Genomic DNA, 17,596 nt, shown 5'->3' on the forward strand with positions numbered 1-17,596 from the left:
TCCGGCGGGAGAATGTAGCGGTGTTGATGCCTATGACGGGATCCTATCCGAACTATCCGGTCATCGTCCTCACGCTTCTTCTGGCCGTCATCGCCTGCGGGTGCATGGCTGCCGGGGGGGAGGACGACCATGCCGACCGCATCTCCGGGAACGGGACGGTCACCTATGTCGATCTCGAGGGCGGGTTCTACGGGATTGTCGCCGACGACGGCGAGCGCTACCTCCCCGCCGATCTGCCGGCGGACTTCCGGCAGGACGGCCTCCGGGTCACGTTCGTCGTTGATGTGGCGAAGGAGACGGCGACCATCCAGCAGTGGGGAACGCCGGTCGATGTCGTCAGCATGGAGAAGGGCGATACCCGCCGGACGATTGCAACGAACGGGACGGTCACCTACATCGACCTCGAGGGCGGATTTTACGGTATCATCGCGGAAGACGGTATGAACTGCCTCCCCTCGAACCTCCCGGAGGAGTACCGGATCGATGGTCTTTCGGTGCAGTTCTCTGCCGATCTGGAAGACGACGTCACAGGGTTTCCCATGTGGGGAATGCCGGTGAAGATCCGGTCTATCGAGCCCATCGGTAGTGTCCGGCTCGTCGCCGGGAATGGGACGGTCACGTATGTCGACCTCGAGGGCGGGTTCTACGGGATTATCGCCGACGACGGCGGGCGCTACCTCCCGCTCGGCCTCGGCGAGACCTGGCTGGTCGACGGCATGAACGTGACGTTCGTTGCTCAGGTGAGGGAGGATGTCGCGACCATCGGGCAGTGGGGGACTCCGGTCGAGGTCATCGCCATCGATAAGGCCGGGAACACGACGTTCGTCGCCGCAAACGGCACGGTCACCTACATCGACCTCGAGGGCGGGTTCTACGGCATCGTCACCGATGACGGCACGCGTTATCTCCCGCTCGGGCTTGAGGAGCGCTACCGTGTCGACGGGATGCGGATCACCTTCGCCGGGAAGATCGCACGCGACACCGTTACCATCCAGCAGTGGGGGGTTCCGGTGGAGATCCTCGCCGTCCCGTGGGCCTGCTCCTCGTGCGGCGGGAGCGCCGGTATCGCCGACCCGGCCGCGGTCTGGTGCCTGGAGCAGGGCCACGCCTACGAGATCCGGAAGAACCCCGACGGCAGCGAGTACGGCGTCTGCATCTTTGCAAACGGCACCGTAGTCGACGCCTGGGACTACTACCGGCAGAACCACTGAGCCTCTCCACGGGCCGGAGCCGGGGGAACCCCGGTTGCCCCGGCCCGGACCACTTCTCTCCTCCCTTCGCGTGAGGCCGCATTACCGGCCGCTACAGGTTACCACTCGCATTGCCGCGAAGATGAGACTGGCGTGCAACTCCCCATCAAGGCCTCGCACGATCCCGTGCTACTCCCTCTTCCACTCCGGCATAAGACGAGCGGTTTTTCCCCTCCCGCGCCGAGAGAAGACTATGGACGTGACGGTCAGCGAACGCGGCGATACGGCAATCGTATCGGTCGACGGCAGGATCGATGCGGAATCGGCAGAACGCCTGGATACGGCGATATCCGGGGTGCTGGCCCGGGGCGGCCGGCGGGTGCTCGTGAACCTGGAGAAGGCGGCCTACATCAGCAGCAGCGGCCTTCGGGTGCTCCTCGCGAGACTCCGCGACCTGCGGCGGACGGACGGGGAGATGGCGCTCTGCTCGCCTGGGCCCGACGTCTACCGGGTCTTCCTGCTCGCGGGCGTCCACGAGGTCTTCCCGATCTACGCGGGCATCGACGAGATCCTCGCCGGGACTGAGGCTGAGAGGAGGGAGTCGCCGTGACGGAAGGCCTGATCCGGATCCTCCGCGACGGCGGGAGCGCCGACCGGATGGCGGCGGCGGAGGCCCTCGCCGCGCTCGGCCCGGCCGCCCTCCCGGCGCTTCTTTCGGCGCTCGGCGACCCCGATCCTCGTCTCAGGATGTGGGCGGCCTACACCCTCGGGGTCCTGGGGGACCCGGGGGCGGTCCCGGCGCTCATCGCGGCGCTCGATGACGATGATGTGGGCGTCGTGAAATGGGCGGCCGCGGCCCTCCAGAGCATCCGGGATGCGGCCGGCGGCTGCGGCTGCCGGTTCTGCTGACCTTCCTCTACCGGCGCCTGCTGATGACAAGGGCGATGGCCAGTGCCCCGACGGCAACCGCAACCGGGAGCGGCGCTGCGGTCGGCGTGGGGGTTGCCGGCGCCGTCGTCGCGGTCGCGGCCGGCGTGGCCGTCTCCGTCGCCGCCGGCGGGGTCGTGGGCGGGGCCGTCGTCGGCGTTGCGGTCGCCGGTACGGCGGTTACCGTCGGCGTGGCCGTCGCGGTCGCGGCAGGCGTCGGCGTCCCGGTCTCGACACCGACCCGGTTCCCGACCGTGAACGTCACCGGCTCCGAGTCGGGGGCGTACGCATCGAAGCCTTCCGGCGTCCTCCATACGGCCCGGGCGGTGTAGGTCCCCTGCTCGCGGAGGCCCGAGAGCGGGATCGCCCCGGGCCTGCCGGGATCGTCGGTGTAGAACCGGGTCGAACTGACGTTCAGTCCGGCGAAGTTAAGCCCGCTGATGACGGTGCTCTCCGCGCCGCCCGGGTGGGTGAGCACGATGTCGATCGTCGCCGGGTAGACGCCGCCCGCCTGGTAGAAGGCCCCGACGTCGGGGGAGGCTACCCGGAACGCTATCCGGGTGTTCTCGGAGACGGAGAGCCCGGCCAGCGGCTCGTTGTGGTAGGGGTTTGCGAGCACAACGTCAAGGAAGACCCTCGGTTCGCGGATCATCACGAGCGCCGTCTCCCCGTCGGCGGGGTTGAAGGCGAAGTAGGTTCCATACTCCCCGCCGACGAGGAGGTCCTGCACCTCGAAGTCGGTGTCGTCGGCGACCGGGATACTTTTTATGAGCGATTTACCGGGGTTGTCGTCCTGGTACCTCCGGAGCGCCACAACAGGGTTATCCGTGGTTGCGTTGCGAAGCTGCGTGAGGTTGAGCCCCTCTTCGTAGACGAAGATCGTGTCGTAGGGCTGGATGTCGCTGATCGTCGGGCCGCGGGCCCCTGCCTGCCCCACAGAGAGAGCAAGGACGCAGACGGCGAGAAGGACGAGCGGGAGGCCGCGCCTGCGGATCCATTCTGGTGCCATGGTATCCCGTGTGCTGATTCTGTAGATATAGGTTGGTGCGGGCCGGGCCCGCCCGCCCCGGATGTGCAGGTGCGCGGTGGGACCGGCCCGGCGGCGCCTGCCGGGGCGAGGCGGCCTGTTCTGGCTCCCGTCATTCCAGTCCGGCGCGATTTCAATTCCGCACGCTTAAATAATTCTTTCTCCCAGGTTTTAGGATGAAAAAGGTCGCCTTCATCGTTCTATCAATCCTTATTTTCTTCGCGGTCCTGGCGATCCCCGTTGATCCCGCCGTTCTTGCACCTGAGGCGCAGTCGGTCGCGGCGGTGACCGTCCTCATGGTCCTCTTCTGGGTCACGGGTGTCATCCCCCTGGAGGCGACCGCCCTGCTCCCGCTGGTCCTCTTCCCGGCACTCGGAGTCCTCTCCCCGGTGAAGGTGGCGGAGTCTTACGGGAACGAGGTGATCTTCCTTTTCCTTGGCGGGTTCATCATCGCCATGTCGATGCAGCGGTGGAACCTGCACCGGCGGATTGCCCTGCACATCATCCGGGTTGTGGGGACGAGCCCCCGGCGCCTGGTGCTCGGGTTCATGGTCGCCACCGCGTTCCTCTCGATGTGGATCTCGAACACCGCCACCGCAATGATGATGATCCCGATCGCGGTCGCGATCATCCTGACGCTCATCCCCGGGACCGACCGGGCGCTTGAGAACCTCGAAGGAGGAGATCAGGCGCTCGCCCGGTGCCTGATCATATCCATCCCCTACGCCGCGAGCATCGGGGGCATCGCCACGATCATCGGGACGCCTCCGAACGGGATCTTCATCACCCAGCTCGCGACGATCTTCCCTGCCGCACCCACCATCGACTTCTTCACCTGGATGAAGTTCGGCGTCCCGTTCGCAGCCGTATTCCTCTTTCTTGCCTGGCTCTGGCTCACGTTCGTCCCCTACCGCCGGATGGTGCCAACCCTCCCGAGCGCCCGGGGGATCATCCAGGAAGAACTCGCGAAACTCGGGTCCATATCACCGGGGGAGCGGTGGACGCTCTTTGTCTTCACCCTGACCGCTTTTGCCTGGATATTTGCGCAGACCAAGGTGATCGGCGGCATCGTCATCCCGGGCCTTGATATGCTCTTCCCGGGCATCAAAGACTCCACCATCGCGATCTTCGGTGCGCTCCTCCTCTTCGTCCTCCCGGTCGACCGGAAGGAGGGCATCTTCACCATGGACTGGGAGTGGGCGGTGAAGATCCCCTGGGGCATCCTCCTCCTCTTCGGCGGCGGCATCGCCCTCTCGAACGGGTTCATCCAGAGCGGGCTTGCCGCGACGATCGTCGAGTCCCTCACCCTCATCCACGGTCTCCCGATCATCCTCCTTGTCCTCGTGGTGGCGCTCGCGGTCTCGTTTGCGACCGAGATCACCTCGAACACCGCCATGGCCGCCGTCCTGATGCCGATCATGGCGGCCACGGCCATCAGCATGAGCATCAACCCGATCATCCTGATGATGACCGCGGCGGTCTGCGCCTCGATGGCGTTCATGCTCCCGGTCGCCACCCCCCCGAACGCCGTCGCCTACGGGAGCGGTTACGTCACCGCAAGCGACCTTCTCCGGTCCGGGTGGGGACTCAACCTCATCGGTGTCGCTGTCTGGACCTTCTTCCTCTTCACGGTCGTCCTCTGGGCGCTCGGGATCTCCACCGCCCTCCCCGCCTGGGCGCTCTGACCCCCGACACCTATTTTATCCCCGGGGTCTATCCCGGGTGGATGGCTGACGACCGATACTACCATCCGGCGGTGGAGACGCTTGCCCGCCCGGACCTCGACACGCTCATCGACGAACGGGTCCGCTCCACCGTCCGGTACGCAGAGGAGCACTCTCCCTTCTATCGCCGGTGGTTTGAGCCTAATCTCCCGGAGAAATTAGGCGCATGAGGTCGAGTGCCTCTAGTATTGTCCTCTGTTTCTTGGTCATCTCCGTCATCATCACCCGGCCATCCGCCAGGGTGACCTTTCTCCACTTCTCCAGTTCAAGCAGCACTCCCTCCACCGAGTACTTCTTCGCGAGTCCCGACTCTTTCATCACTCCCAGCAGGCGCGACCGCAGGATCAAACTGAGAAACGCAATGAAGAGGTAGCCTCGGGTCGTAGCAGTGCTGTGCGTCCTTAAGGGAAGAGTCTCCAGTTCGCTCTTCAGCCCCTTGAACTCTTTCTCGATACAATCCCGTTCTCGATACCGGGAAAGGCATGTCATCCAATCCACATCACCCGAATAGAACAGCATGTATTTCCCCATCCGGTTCGTCCGCTGAGTAACTGCATTCTGCCGGATGGTCACCTCGATCCGGTTTTCCACCTGATTCCAGTCAAAGAAATTCTTGAGTTTACCGGCCTTCTCGGAAAACACATGATATGCACTCTGATTTTTCTTCAGCCTCACGTTCAAGAGTGCCTCACGGATATCATGCAGACGGCTGGTGAGTGCCTCTCTCTCTTCCTGCTCACGTTTGGGGTCGTAATACAGATACCCCTTCAACAGGTGGTCACCAAGGGCAAACACTACCGGTTTGGCGTAGATTGTTTGTCCGTGGAACTTCTGGAGATACACAACCTGATCGATATCCCGTTGCTCCTCAGTCAGCAACTCCTTGAGTTCTTTCAGACTGAATTTTGCGGCGATGATGAATGAGATCTGCCGGTCAAGCATCTCGCGCAGGTTATTCTGACTGAAGAACCCGCGATCCATGATGGCGGTACAGTCCGAGATCCCATACGCCTCAAGCCGGGTGAGGGTTCCGGTAAGGGTAGTGACATCGGTGATGCTACCAGGATAGATATCATACATCACTGGTATGCCGAGGTCTTTGTCCATGATCAGGGAGAGGTTGATCTGGGGGAGTGTCAGAGCATCCCGGCTATACCCATACTCAAGGAGTTGTATCAACGAGGAGTAACTGGAGAGACTGGTGATGTCGTACACCAGAGTTCGTTGTGTGTTGTTCTCAGCAAGGAGCCGGCCCATCAGAGCATCCGGGATGTTACTCGTGCCGATCTTTTCCAGGAGCTCACTGATTCGCTGACCGGAGAGGGAGATCGCCGGACCATCAAGAGCAAGGGTGGTTCCTGCGTACCAGGCGTCAATATGGTTCATTGCCAGAGGCCGGATGAGGCGATTGAAGGTCAATGCGGTGACCATGGCAACTTCGGTCTCTGATAGGAGTTCATTGAGGTACTGATCGAGGTGCAGATCCTGCAGGTTCTGCTGAAGAAGGAAGATCGAACCGTAATCAAACGATGAACGAACAACCGCCACTTCCGGTTTCCGGATCATGGCAATGACCTCATCTGGGGCAGATCGCATCCGGACAGGTTCCCCATCGACATTCCGGCCAAGATACCGGGAGGTGTGCCGGGTCTGTTTGGAGACCGGATCGTAATAGGGGGTCTCCTCATACCAGTATTCGATCCCGTTGATCCGTTTGATTCGCCGTGTTGGCTTCATAATGCGCCTATATCATTATAGGCGCACTAAATATATAGATCTTCCGGTAAAGTAGAAGGGGAGACAATTAAATCAGAGAATGCCCGAGGAAAGGCGGTAGATGAATAGACATACGCCTAAAGAGTTCGGGAGTTAAGGTTTGAGCGGCACAACATCCGCCCGGAAGCGATCCGGGAGCACGAGGACCTCCGCGACCTCCCTATCATCTCCGGGGCGACGATCCGGCGTTACCAGCCCCCGCACACCACCGAGTTCTGCTTCAAGAGCGTCCCCTGGGAAGCGGTCTTCACGGTCAACGAGACCTCCGGGACGAGCGGGGTCCCGAAGAGTTTCTTCCTCACCTGGGAGGACTGGGAGCGGTATGCCGGGAAGTACGCCCGGCTCTTCGTCTCGCAGGGGTTTTTGCCCGGCGACCGGGTGGTGGTCTGCACCTCCTACGGGATGAACGTCGGCGCAAACACCATGACGCTTGCCGCCCGGGATATCGGGGTGACGGTCATCCCGGAGGGGAAATGCACCTTCCCGGTCCGGGTGATGGCGCACTACCGCCCGACGGCCGTGATCGGGAGCGTCTTCAAACTCCTCCGGCTCGCCCGCCGGATGGAGGCGGAAGGGATCCCGCCGCGGGAGGCCGGCGTCGCGCGCCTCGTCGTCGGCGGCGAGAGCTTCGCCCCGGAGTCCCGGCGTTACCTGGAGGAGGTCTGGGGCTGCCCGGTCTATAACACCTACGGGAGCACCGAGGGAACGATGTGCGGCGAGTGCACCCGCCAGGCGGGGCTCCACGTCCCCGAGGACCTGGTCCACTTTGATCTCTACAACCCCCGGATGGAGCGGTTCGTCCGGGACGGTGAGACCGGCCGGCTGGTCTATACGACCCTTCTTGCGCCCGGCGGGAGAGCGGGGACGCTTCTCATCAATTACGATACGGAGGACACCTGTTCGATCGTCTCCCGGGAGCGGTGCGAGTGCGGGCGGACGCATATGCGGATCGACTACCCCCGGCGCGAGGCGGAGACGTTCCGGATCGGGGAGGCCCTGCTCACCCGGGTGGACGTGGAGGCGGCGGTCTTTGCGCCCCGGAACATGGCCTACCTGAACGGGGAGTACGAGGCGTTCATCTACGGCGGCGACGAGGCAGGGGAGACCATCCTCCGGGTGAGCATGGAGTGTCCCGACCCCGCCCGGGTCGACCCGGGCGAGGTCGAGGAGACATTTCTCGCCGCCCTTTTCAGGTCTGCCCCGGGGCTTTTTGCGCCCTACGAGGACGGAACACTCCGTATCCTCTGCAACATCACGCCGCCGGGAGGCCTCGAACTCCATCGGGCGCCCGGCAGGCCGAAACGGGTCGTGGACCGGCGGTAGGGTGCGGAAAAAAGAGTCTTCCGGGCCCCTACCGCCGCCGCGCCAGCCATCCAGCCACACCGGCCGCGAGGGCCGCCGCCACCGGGAGAGCAGGTCCCGCCGCGGTCGGGGTGGGGCTCGTCGTCGGCGGTGCGGTACCGGTGGCGGCCGGGCTCGTCACCGCCGGCGACGGTGTGGCGGCCGCGGCGGCCGTGACCGTGAAGGTGGTGCTTGCCGAGGCGTCGCCCTCGACCCACTCCACGGCCACGCTGTACTCACCCGGCTCAAACCCGGCCGTGTTCGCTGCAAACGACCACGTGTTCGCGGTGGCGTTCCCCGCCTCTACGACGACCGTTCCTGACGTCCCCGCCGCTCCGGCCGGCGCGGACTTGTTCGCCGGCCCGAACCCGACCGGCGCCACCGTGACGGCCAGGCGGTTGCCGGGCGCGATGTTCGTCGTCCCGCTGATGGTCACCGTCTCCCCGGCGGTGACGTTCCCCGGATCGTTGACGGTCAGCTCCTCTGCGGCCGCGGTGCCGCAGATCCATGCCGCGAGCACGAGCACGACCGCGACCCGGGCAAGTCTTCTCGCGTTCATCCTCTTCACCCGCACCCCTTCTTCCCCCGTGCGGGATAAGTGTATCCGATCCCGGCCCCGCCCTCTCCCGGGCGGAACCTACCGGTCTTTTCTTCTTTGCGGCGCAACACTCTCCACGACTCTTCTCCATCGAGGTGCGGACCATGCTTGAGGACCAGCGATGGCAGCCGGTGCCGGGGACCGCCGGCGCCGAGATCTACCCCTTTCTCCGGAAACCGGACGTCTGCTGCTCGAACGCCTACCTCATCCGGACGCCCGGCGATATCCTGCTCATCGACACCGGGGCGGACGCCGGCCAGATGGACCGGATCCTCTCGCTCGTGGAGGACCTCCTCCGGGAGGCCCCGCGGCCGGTCACCCTCTTCCTCACCCACTGCCACGCCGACCACTGCTACCGGGCCGCCCGCGACCGCCGGTTCCGGGCCATCCCGGGCCTCACCGTCGCCGCAGAGGAGACGGGCGCCCGGGCGCTCGAATCAGGCGATCCGGTCCGGACAGTTGCGGAACTCATGGGATGGGAGATCGAGCCGCTCCCGGTCGGCCTCCCCCTGCTTGCCGCCCGCGACCGCGAGGCCCTTGAGATGGGGGGCGGGATCGCCCTTCACCGGCAGGAGATCCCCCTCCGCTCCGGGGAGACCGTTCTCGTCTACCACACCCCCGGGCACTCGCCCGACAGCATCTGCATCCGGCTCGGCGGGTGCCTCTTCATCGGCGACCTCCTCTTCTCCACAAGCCCCGGGGTCGCCGGGCTTGCCGGGTGGGACCAGCCGGCGCTGCTCGCGTCCGTGGGAAGGGTCCGGTGGATCCTCGCCCACGAACCGGTGAGCCTCTGCTGCCCGGGCCACGGCAGGAGCATCCCGGCCGCGGCGATGCCGGCGCTCCTCGACCGGCTGCAGGAGGAGGCGGAGGGGATGGCGGAGGTCGGCGCCTTCGACCGGGAGCGGCTCGCCGACGCTCTCGAGCACGCCGTCGACCTTCTCCAGGAGTCCAACCGGATCTTCGCGGCGATCGCGGGGCGCCTCTACGCCCTTGCCTATCGCCTCGATGACCTCGGCGAGGCCGCCGAGGCCCGGCGTTACCAGGACCTCCTCGAGTCCGACCAGATCGACACGTTCCTTGCCGATTTTTCGCGGTTCGCCGACGAGTTCGAGACGGGGAAGAAACTCGAGGTCCAGCTGGTCCTCAAGGCCGTCCAGGTCATCCAGCGGATCGAGGCCCATTTCGCGGGCGACCGGCTCAACCACGTCGTCGAGGCGTCGCTCCTCCGCCGGGCCGGCCGCCTGCTTGCCGACTTCATGGCCACGATCACGGGCTCGCGGGACCACGCCTGCCTCGCCGCCGCCGACCTCCCGCCGGTGCTCCGCGACCTCATCGCGGAGGCCCTGACCCCCCCGTTCTCGGACGAGGCGTTCATCGAGGCGGCGGACGACCCCGCGGCCTACCGGGCGGAGCTTGTCTCCCGGCTCGCCTACCTCCCGCTCTTCGAGAGCGTCGACCTCTCTCTCGACGCAGAGAGCCCCCTCCCGCCGGTGCTGGTCGACCGGGAACGGTTCTCCGACGAGGTCGCCGGCGTGCTTGAGGATATGGCGGCCGCCGGCGCCCGGGAGATCCGGCTCACCCTCCGGCGGGAGGAGGATGCGGTCGGGCTCCTGATCCGGGGCCCCGCCCCGCTCTCCGCGCGGAGGCTCCGGTTTTACCGGCGGAAGTTCGGGCTCGCGGGGGCATCGCTTGAGACTTTCGGGGACGATCCCGGCCTCCTTCTCCTCCTTCGGCCCGCCCCCTCCTGACCCGGATCCTCCGGGGGCAAGCTACTTACCTCCGGCCCCCGTAGCAGGGTGACCGTGACGGAGATGCAGCATGTGCCTGGAGTTGACCGCGGCAGGGTGATCCTCTACGCCCTGAGCACCTGCGGTTGGTGTGCCAGGACAAAAGACCTCCTTGCCGGCCTCGGCGTCGCGTTCTCGTACGTCTACGTGGACCTGCTCGCGGGAGAGGAGCGGGACCGGGTGGTCCGGGAGGTTGAACGCTGGAACCCGCGACTCTCGTTCCCGACGGTCGTCGTCGACGGCGCGAAGGTGATCGTGGGGTTCCGGGAGCAGGAGATCCGGGAGGCGGTCGGTGTCTGACGAGGTGAACGATGGGGAGATCGACGGTTTTGTGCGCGATCTCGCCCGGGAGGCGGAGGCCGGCGGCTACCACACGAACCCGGACCGGGAGTTCACCCGGTCCCTCGTCCGGGGCCTGCTTGCGAACCGTGAGCGCTACGGCTACATATCCTGTCCCTGCCGTCTCGCCTCCGGGAACCGGGAGGACGATCTCGATATCATCTGCCCCTGCGACTATCGCGACCCCGATCTCGCCGACTACGGGGCCTGCTACTGCGCCCTCTACGTCACCGCCGACGTGGCGGCCGGGGTCCGCACCCCCGCCCCCGTCCCCGAACGGCGGCCGCCGCCGGGAGAGCGGGAGCGGCAGAAGGAGGAACGCACCAGGGCCGGCCCGGTCCCGGGAGGCCTGAAGTACCCGGTCTGGCGATGCCGGGTCTGCGGCTACCTCTGTGCACGGGACGAACCGCCCGAGACCTGCCCGATCTGCCGGGTGTCCCGCGACCGGTTCGAGCGGTTCATGTGAGCCGGGCGGAGGCGGCAGACGGCCCGTTTTTACCTGCGGGCCGATCCAGAGGAGTCATATACCGGGCCGGCAATTCTCCTGTATGCCGCGAGTGAGGATCAACGAGGGAGACCTGGTTTCCGGGGCCGGCGTGGAGGGGAGCCGGAAGAAGAAGCGCGACGAGAGCCCGGCGCCTCCCCGGGAGAAGCCCGCGGAGAAGGAACCGGCGCCCGCGAGGGAGGAGACGGGCGCAAAGAAGAGGGGGCGCCCCCTCTTTGGGGACGCGGGCGGCGCCGATATCTTCTTCACGAGGAAATAGATCACTCCAGCACCCGTATATCGGCGGCGGAGGCCACCACCACCTCCCGTTTCCCGCGGTAGGTCTGCACGACCCCGTAGAGCGCTACGCTTGCGTCTTTGTCGATTTCGAGCCCGGCCGCCACGTCCTGCGGCAGGAAGACGGCGGTCCCGTTGACGGTGAGGATCCGGTGCCCGCCGGTCGAGGTCGTTCTGACCTCCTCGACCCTGCCCTCGAGGAGGACGAGCGCCCCGTCCGGGACCTCTTCGGAGTACGGGGTCGCCACGAGCGGCCGGGCGACGGCGTCAAAGAGGAGGTGCGCCGCAAGCACGATCCCGACGACGCATACGAGCACGACGAGGGCCGTTCTCTCCTGCCGTTCCAGCATAGGTATCCTATCGCCCCCCGGGGTTATAACTTCCGTCACTTTGATATGTTAACGGCGTTAACTGATCTGTATGGATGATGTGAACCTCCCCCCGTCCTCCCGGAAGATCCTCCTCCTCCTCGAGGACGGGGGCGCCCTGACCCACAAGGAGCTGGTCCGCCTCAGCAGCCTGGCACCCCGCACCGTCCGTTATGCCTTAAAGAGGCTCAAAGACAACGATATGATCGTGGAGAAGTTCAACTTCCGCGACGCCCGCCAGATCCTCTACGAGTACAAAGACTCCCCGATGGTGTCGGCGCAATGACCGAACCCCCCTCCTGTGACATCATGCGCTGCGACACCCTTGCCCGGAGGCTGCTCCCCCAGATGCGCGCCGAGATGGTCTACCGCCTGGTGAACGAGCGCGGCATCAGCCAGAGCGAGGCCTCCAAGCGCCTCGGTATCAGCCGGGCGGCGATATCCCAGTACATGAGCCGCAAACGCGGGTTTACCCGGCAGGACTTCCCCGGCGACCTCGAGGTCGTCATCGAGCGGTGGGTCTCCGCCATCGTCTCGGGCGAAGGGACGATCACCATCTGCGACGTCTGCCGTTCCGCCGACCTCGCCGGCCGACGGTGAGGCCTCAGGTGCGGCCCCGCCGGTAGACGTAGAGCCCCATAAGCCCGGCGAGGATGCACGCCGCCGCCACCATCTTGAGCCGGTCCGGCCCCGGGATCACGGTCCCGCCGGCAGCCGCGGCGTCCCAGTCGTCCGCAAAGACCCGGGCGTAGTAGGCGGCGACACCCGGGTGCTCGATGATCACGCCCGCTTCCCGGTTGAACGCCGGCGAGTTGGCGTTCCAGTTGATGCTGCTGACAAGGACCGCCCGGCCGTCGACGATGACGCCCTTATTATGCACTTTTGCGAGGTTGTTCGCCGCGAGGTCGACGATCCGCGCCTCGAGCGGCAGCCCCTCGGCCGCGGCGATCCGGTTGATCAGGTCGACCATCTCGTCGTTGTCCGCATCGCCCTCGACGTTGAACCAGCAGGCGTCAAGGAGAACCCGCACCGCGACCCCCCGCCGGGAGGCGTCGATCGCGGCCGCGAGGTAGGGGTTGAGCTCATAGGCGGTCTCGTTTGTTATGTAGGCCTGCTCGATCGCGATGCTCTCTTCTGCTCCCTCGATCAGCCGGAGGATGAGGGCGCTCGTGTCGGGGGAGAGCACCGGGGTCACCCGCGCCCCCTCCGCGCGGCAGGGGGCGAACTCCGCCGTGTAGGCGGGCGCGTAAGGGACGTGGACCCCGGCCGCCGTGCCCTCGAACGGGACGATATCCCCGCCGGCGGCGTCGAAGAGGAAGACCTCCCGGAAGTAGGCCGCGAGCCCCGGGTCTTCGAGGCACGCCCCCCACCCGCGGTTGCCCTGCAGCCCCGGCGCCGGGTAACCGCCGGGCTTGAAGTTCTCGCTCCCGATGAGGACCGTCCCGGCGTCGATGACGATGTACTTCGCGTGGTCGTAGCGGTACTTCGCGTGAGCCGCGTCGGTCGTCGTCATCGAGAGGACCACGATACCGCTCTGGTTGAGGATGCCTGCGATCGCCCGCTCCTCCGGCGGTATGCCGCCGACCGGCCCGCCCTCGAGGAGGACGGTCACGGCCGCGCCCCGCTCGCGGGCGCGGATGAGGTCGGCTGCCATCGCAGGATCGGTGAACTCGTAGACGTTTGCGAGGACCTCGCGCTCTGCAGACGCGACGGCCGCCGAGAAGGCGTCATACGCGCAGTCCGGGGCGGCGAACGCGGTCACCGCGACGCCGTCGAAGGTCGCGGGGGAGAAGCGGGACTGGCCGATGAAGAACGGGCGCGGGTCCCAGACGCCCTCCTCGAGGTAATGGACCTGCCCTTCCCGGGGCCGGACGTCGGCGGGCCAGGCGACCTGCTGGACGAGGGTCGCCCCCCGGTAGAGGTAGAGCGCGTCGGCCTGGTTCGCCATCAGGAGGTTCCCGCTCGAGACGACGTCCGGCACGGCCGGCGTCCGCCCCTCGATCTCGAAGTCGGGCAGGTAGCCGTGCGTCTCTTCAAACGCAGGGCCGTTCCTCGCGACAACCAGCCGTCCGTCGATCCGCGTCCCCGGCGGGAACCGGAAACCGCCTTTGCCGTCCGAGAGGACGAACCTGTCGAGCATCCCCTCCCCTTCGAGCACCAGGTACTCATCGGGGTCGCCGGGCCGGTAGGGGTCCGGGCAGAACTCGACGATCAGGATACCGCCGGTTGTGCCGGCAAGGAGGCAGAGGAGCAGGACGACCAGAGCGATCCGGCGCATACGCAGGGTTATGTAGTCTCCGGATAAAGAACAAACGATATGACAACGCCCGCGCCCCCGCTCGTCGTCAAGGTGGGCGGCAGCCTCTTTGACCGGGTTATCCCGCTGCTCGGCATACTCCGGGAGGTCGGCCGCCCGGTGCTGATCGTCCCCGGCGGCGGGAAGTTCGCCGACCTCGTCAGGCGCCTCGCCGTCTCCGATACCGCCGCCCACTGGATGGCGATCGCCGGCATGGAGCAGTTCGGGTGGTACATCGCCTCGCATGGCGTCCCGGCGGTCACCAAACCCGTCCTCCCGGCGGAGGTGACGGTCCTCCTCCCCTACTGCGCCCTGCGCAAGATCGACCCCCTTCCCCACTCCTGGAACGTCACCTCCGACACCATCGCCGCCTGGGTCGCAAGCGAACTCTCGACCGACCTCCTCCTCCTCAAATCCGTCGACGGCATCCACCACCGCCGGCGTCTCCTCTCCCGGGTCGAGGATCCCTCTCTCACCGCCGATGAGGTCGACCCGGCGTTCATCCGGTTCGTCTTTGAGCACGATCTCGTGGCCCGGGTGGTCAACGGCCGGCACGACGACCGGGTCCGCGGAGCTCTCCGGGACGAGGCCGTCACCGGGACTCTCATCGACCCGAGATTTTAATTGTCGCGGGGGCGATATGATAAGCTAACTTTTGAGGAAACTGCAATGATAGCGAGAGATCGATGTACCTCCTGCAACGCCACGCTGGCCGAGGAAGGTTCCACAGGGTTCCCATGCCCGGTATGTGGGCACGGGATCAACAGGTGCTACCGGTGCAGGGAGCAGAGCATAGCCTATACATGCCAAAAATGCGGATTCCGGGGGCCATAACCGATGGGAAACGTCGCCATCATCCTGAAGATAATGCCCGAGTCCCCCGACGTCGACCGTGAAGCGCTCAAGTCCGCGGTCAAGGCGGCCGTTCCGGTCAACGATATCCGGGAAGAGCCGATCGGTTTCGGCCTCGTGGCGCTGAAAGTCGCCGTCGTCGTCCCCGATAAAGCCGGGGCTCCCGATGAGGTCGAGACAGCGCTCCAGAACCTTGACGGTGTCGGCAGCGCCGAGATTGTCGAATCAACACTTGTATAAGTGGATCTCCATACCCACTTTTCCGCCCTAGCGGGCTTCTTCCAGCCGTTCCATCACGTCGGCGGTGATCTTCCGGATCTTCTTGACCGACTCCTCAAACCCGGCGACCTCGTTCTCCTCGAGCCTGATGGGCACCGGGAAGACGCCGTTTCGGTTGAGGCGGGCGGGCACGCCGATGCAGACGTCGCCGATCCCGTGGATCTCGCTCGTGATGTAACTTGAGACGGTGAGGATCCGGTTCTCGTCCCCGAGGATCGTCCGGACAAGGGTTGCGATGGCCTCCCCGGGTCCGTAGATGGTGGAGCCCTTCTCCCGGATGATCGTCTCGCCGCTCGTCCTGACCGTACCGATCATCTCCTGCGCGGGCAGCCCCGAGAAGGTGGGCAGGTTGCTGATCCGGATGCCGCCGATCGTCGTCGCCGACCAGAGCGGGACCATGCTCTCCCCGTGCTCGCCGATGATGCGGGTATGCACCTCGCTGACGTGGACACGGAAGTAGCGGGCGATCAGGGATTTCAAGCGCATCGAGTCGAGGTGCGTCCCGAGGCCGAAGACCTGCCGCGGCTGGAGCCCCGAATACTTCAGGGCGACGGCGGTCATGACGTCGACGGGGTTCGTGACCATGAAGAGAATAGCGTCCGGCGAAGACCGGCCGATGGTCTCGGCGGTTTCGGCAACAACTTTCGCGTTCTCGAAGGCGAGGTCGTTCCTGTCCTGGCCGGGCCGGCGGGGCACGCCTGCTGTACAGATGACGATGTCTGAGCCTTCCGCATCGGCAAGGCGGGTGCTGTACGAGAGCCTGACGTGGGTGCCTCGCGCAGCAAACGAATCGGAGAGGTCGCGGCAGCAGCCTGCAAGGAAATCTTCACGTCCGGGCCTCCCGACGAGCAGCATATCGCTGATGTGCGGGATCTCGGATATGGTGTGGGCCGCAAACATGCCGACGTTCCCGGTAGCCCCAAGAATTGTTACTTTTGCCATGGAGATCGCCGTTGGGGACGTGTCCTCGGTCGACCGTGCGCACAGGCATTCACCGCTGCATCCCTCCTCCACCCCGCAACCCCATGGGCGCCGAACGTCCACGGTAAGTCTGCTCCCTTCCGGGCCTGAACCGGTACCCGCGGCAAGAGGTCGCCGCCCCCTCCGGGGCTTTGATACCTCTCCGCCGACCTCATGGGACGAGGCTTCTCCGTCGGGACATAGAGGATCCTGCAGGCCGCTGCGGCCTTCCTCAGACTTCGCCCCCCGCATGACGACGGTTTCGGGTGACAGGTGACGCCGAGCCACCCGGGCTAGTCCCCGTATATACTGTGATCTACGGGATAAAAATAGCTCCGCCCACCCGGGTCCGCCATGCCCGGGTGATCCGGTCGACCTTCTCGGCATCCGCTTTCTCGAAGAGGTCAAGAGCGGCAAGGTCGACTCCGGCCGGGAGGACGGCCGGGAGCAGGCGGAGGTCGCCCTGGTAGACCTCGACCTCCTGCGCGCCGGCGGCGGTGGCGACCCTGATCGGTTCCCGCGCGACCTCCCGGCGCCGGAGGTCGTCGTAGGACTGGTGCATCGTCACCCTCTCGATGCCGAGGAACTCCCGGTTCACCTGGAGGTTGCGGGCGGTCCAGTAGGCGGCCGCATACCAGGCGTCGTTTGCTATCACGCGAGGGACACCCGCCCGGGCGGCGGCAAGGCCGAGGGTGCCGGCGCCGGAGCAGGCGTCGACGAAGGTCCGGGGGCGGTGCCGCCCGATCTCCCGCTCGAGGGAGAGGATCTTTGGATCGTGGGCCCGGGGGAACTCGACGTGCAGGGCCGACTGCTGTTTGTAGACGACGACGGGTCCCGCCCGGGTGGGGAAGACGTCCGCCCGGACGTCGCACCCGGCAAGCAGGGTATGAGTCTCTGGTTCGGCGTCGGTATCCCTGATCCCCGGCGTCCCGGTCCCCGCCCGGATGACTCCCCGGACCTCCGGGACGGTGGCGACCAGGCGGGCTGCCGCCCGCGCCCCGACCGACCGGGAGAGGAGGACGAGCGACCGGGGCGGGAGGTAGGGGGGCCTGTGCATCGCAAACCCGGGGTGGACGAGCGGCGTTCCGGCGGCGGCAAGGGGTTCGGTCCCCAGAAGATCGCCCTCAGCGGCCATCACCCGGTAGACATCGGCAAAGACCTCGTCGATGAACCGTTTCCCGCAGGAGGGACAGGGCTCCGCGGCATCGATATCGGGCGGCGGGTTCTGTTTGTCGTAGACGAGCCCGGTGCAGTCGGGGCAGGGGGCGAATCGTTCGGGGAGGGCAAGAAGAAGTTCACGGGCGTCCGTGACGCAGTCGTGCCCGCAGACCGGACAGTGCATACCGGATGG

At 65.9% G+C, this 17,596-nt stretch carries 21 protein-coding genes, 1 other RNA gene and 1 pseudogene; 15 read left to right on the plus strand and 8 right to left on the minus strand.

From position 1 onward, the window contains the following. The first annotated feature begins 32 nt into the window (after positions 1–32). The 3 genes from QZ408_RS04520 (at position 33) to QZ408_RS04530 (ending at position 2,099) form a co-directional block, all read left to right on the plus strand. On the plus strand, positions 33–1,211 hold the full coding sequence (locus tag QZ408_RS04520) for a DUF333 domain-containing protein (RefSeq protein WP_292490013.1): 1,179 nt from the start codon (positions 33–35) through the stop codon (positions 1,209–1,211). A 232-nt stretch (positions 1,212–1,443) separates the two neighbouring features. Then, the gene (locus tag QZ408_RS04525) at positions 1,444–1,800 is read left to right on the plus strand and encodes an STAS domain-containing protein (protein WP_292490014.1); all 357 of its coding nucleotides are present in this window, start codon (positions 1,444–1,446) and stop codon (positions 1,798–1,800) included. Further along, a complete protein-coding gene (locus QZ408_RS04530; RefSeq protein WP_292490015.1) occupies positions 1,797–2,099 on the plus strand; it encodes a HEAT repeat domain-containing protein in 303 nt (100 codons plus the stop codon). Before QZ408_RS04525 ends, QZ408_RS04530 begins: the two co-directional genes overlap by 4 nt. A gap of 7 nt (positions 2,100–2,106) precedes the next feature. Here the strand turns inward: QZ408_RS04530 and QZ408_RS04535 are convergent, their stop codons facing one another. Continuing rightward, positions 2,107–3,126, minus strand: coding sequence for a DUF3821 domain-containing protein (locus tag QZ408_RS04535; RefSeq protein ID WP_292490016.1), 1,020 nt, complete (start codon positions 3,124–3,126; stop codon positions 2,107–2,109). A 194-nt stretch (positions 3,127–3,320) separates the two neighbouring features. Between QZ408_RS04535 and QZ408_RS04540 the strand changes: the two genes are divergently transcribed. Together QZ408_RS04540 and QZ408_RS04545 are read left to right on the plus strand one after the other, a co-directional pair. After that, on the plus strand, positions 3,321–4,829 hold the full coding sequence (locus tag QZ408_RS04540; RefSeq protein WP_292490017.1) for an SLC13 family permease: 1,509 nt from the start codon (positions 3,321–3,323) through the stop codon (positions 4,827–4,829). 41 nt (positions 4,830–4,870) lie between these two features. Next, positions 4,871–5,038 (plus strand): hypothetical protein, encoded by a 168-nt coding sequence (locus QZ408_RS04545; RefSeq protein WP_292490018.1) that lies wholly within the window; start codon positions 4,871–4,873, stop codon positions 5,036–5,038. Here QZ408_RS04545 and QZ408_RS04550 read toward each other — a convergent pair. Beyond that, a complete protein-coding gene (locus QZ408_RS04550) occupies positions 5,010–6,605 on the minus strand; it encodes an IS1634 family transposase (RefSeq protein ID WP_292490020.1) in 1,596 nt (531 codons plus the stop codon). The genes QZ408_RS04545 and QZ408_RS04550 overlap by 29 nt on opposite strands. A 138-nt stretch (positions 6,606–6,743) precedes the next feature. Between QZ408_RS04550 and ftsA the strand changes: the two are divergent. After that, positions 6,744–7,967 (plus strand): annotated as a pseudogene (ftsA, locus tag QZ408_RS04555) (coenzyme F390 synthetase); the annotation flags it as partial. A gap of 28 nt (positions 7,968–7,995) precedes the next feature. On the opposite strand, the gene QZ408_RS04560 reads toward ftsA, so the two are convergent. Further along, positions 7,996–8,553: a hypothetical protein gene (locus tag QZ408_RS04560; RefSeq protein WP_292490022.1), complete on the minus strand. Its 558-nt coding sequence runs from the start codon at positions 8,551–8,553 to the stop codon at positions 7,996–7,998. 134 nt (positions 8,554–8,687) lie between these two features. On the opposite strand from QZ408_RS04560, the gene QZ408_RS04565 reads away from it, so the two are divergent. From QZ408_RS04565 to QZ408_RS04580, 4 genes are all read left to right on the plus strand, one after another. Further along, positions 8,688–10,331, plus strand: a complete 1,644-nt coding sequence (locus tag QZ408_RS04565; protein WP_292490023.1) for an MBL fold metallo-hydrolase — start codon at positions 8,688–8,690, stop codon at positions 10,329–10,331. 63 nt (positions 10,332–10,394) lie between these two features. Continuing rightward, positions 10,395–10,670, plus strand: a complete 276-nt coding sequence (locus QZ408_RS04570; RefSeq protein WP_292490160.1) for a glutaredoxin family protein — start codon at positions 10,395–10,397, stop codon at positions 10,668–10,670. Then, positions 10,663–11,175: a ferredoxin-thioredoxin reductase catalytic domain-containing protein gene (locus tag QZ408_RS04575; protein WP_292490024.1), complete on the plus strand. Its 513-nt coding sequence runs from the start codon at positions 10,663–10,665 to the stop codon at positions 11,173–11,175. The genes QZ408_RS04570 and QZ408_RS04575 overlap by 8 nt, the downstream gene beginning before the upstream one ends. A gap of 82 nt (positions 11,176–11,257) precedes the next feature. Then, positions 11,258–11,473, plus strand: a complete 216-nt coding sequence (locus QZ408_RS04580) for a hypothetical protein (protein WP_292490025.1) — start codon at positions 11,258–11,260, stop codon at positions 11,471–11,473. A gap of 1 nt (position 11,474) precedes the next feature. On the opposite strand, the gene QZ408_RS04585 is transcribed toward QZ408_RS04580, so the two are convergent. Further along, positions 11,475–11,840 (minus strand): hypothetical protein, encoded by a 366-nt coding sequence (locus QZ408_RS04585; protein ID WP_292490026.1) that lies wholly within the window; start codon positions 11,838–11,840, stop codon positions 11,475–11,477. Positions 11,841–11,910: 70 nt separating this feature from the next. On the opposite strand from QZ408_RS04585, the gene QZ408_RS04590 reads away from it, so the two are divergent. Then, positions 11,911–12,144 (plus strand): winged helix-turn-helix domain-containing protein, encoded by a 234-nt coding sequence (locus tag QZ408_RS04590; protein ID WP_292490027.1) that lies wholly within the window; start codon positions 11,911–11,913, stop codon positions 12,142–12,144. Beyond that, entirely contained in the window at positions 12,141–12,458 is a 318-nt protein-coding gene (locus QZ408_RS04595; protein WP_292490028.1) for a helix-turn-helix domain-containing protein, read from the plus strand. The genes QZ408_RS04590 and QZ408_RS04595 overlap by 4 nt, the downstream gene beginning before the upstream one ends. Positions 12,459–12,462: 4 nt before the next feature. Here the strand turns inward: QZ408_RS04595 and QZ408_RS04600 are convergent, their stop codons facing one another. After that, positions 12,463–14,136 (minus strand): phospholipase D-like domain-containing protein, encoded by a 1,674-nt coding sequence (locus tag QZ408_RS04600; RefSeq protein ID WP_292490030.1) that lies wholly within the window; start codon positions 14,134–14,136, stop codon positions 12,463–12,465. Between the two features lie 39 nt (positions 14,137–14,175). On the opposite strand from QZ408_RS04600, the gene QZ408_RS04605 reads away from it, so the two are divergent. From QZ408_RS04605 to QZ408_RS04615, 3 genes are read left to right on the plus strand one after another with little or no spacing between them, the layout of a single operon-like run. Further along, a complete protein-coding gene (locus QZ408_RS04605; RefSeq protein ID WP_292490031.1) occupies positions 14,176–14,778 on the plus strand; it encodes a uridylate kinase in 603 nt (200 codons plus the stop codon). Between the two features lie 48 nt (positions 14,779–14,826). Next, complete coding sequence (locus tag QZ408_RS04610; protein ID WP_292490161.1) at positions 14,827–14,988, plus strand: zinc finger domain-containing protein; 162 nt, start codon at positions 14,827–14,829, stop codon at positions 14,986–14,988. A 3-nt stretch (positions 14,989–14,991) separates the two neighbouring features. Next, entirely contained in the window at positions 14,992–15,246 is a 255-nt protein-coding gene (locus tag QZ408_RS04615) for an elongation factor 1-beta (protein WP_292490033.1), read from the plus strand. A 27-nt stretch (positions 15,247–15,273) separates the two neighbouring features. Here the strand turns inward: QZ408_RS04615 and QZ408_RS04620 are convergent, their stop codons facing one another. The 3 genes from QZ408_RS04620 to QZ408_RS04630 all read right to left on the minus strand — a co-directional run bounded on the left by QZ408_RS04620 (position 15,274) and on the right by QZ408_RS04630 (position 17,587). After that, positions 15,274–16,227, minus strand: coding sequence for a malate dehydrogenase (locus QZ408_RS04620; protein ID WP_292490034.1), 954 nt, complete (start codon positions 16,225–16,227; stop codon positions 15,274–15,276). Positions 16,228–16,238: 11 nt separating this feature from the next. Next, positions 16,239–16,549, minus strand: an RNA gene (gene ffs, locus QZ408_RS04625) — signal recognition particle sRNA. Positions 16,550–16,561: 12 nt separating this feature from the next. Next, entirely contained in the window at positions 16,562–17,587 is a 1,026-nt protein-coding gene (locus QZ408_RS04630; RefSeq protein ID WP_292490036.1) for a hypothetical protein, read from the minus strand. Positions 17,588–17,596: the final 9 nt, after the last annotated feature.

The organism is Methanoculleus sp. 10 (assembly GCF_913757945.1).
GTDB lineage: Archaea > Halobacteriota > Methanomicrobia > Methanomicrobiales > Methanoculleaceae > Methanoculleus.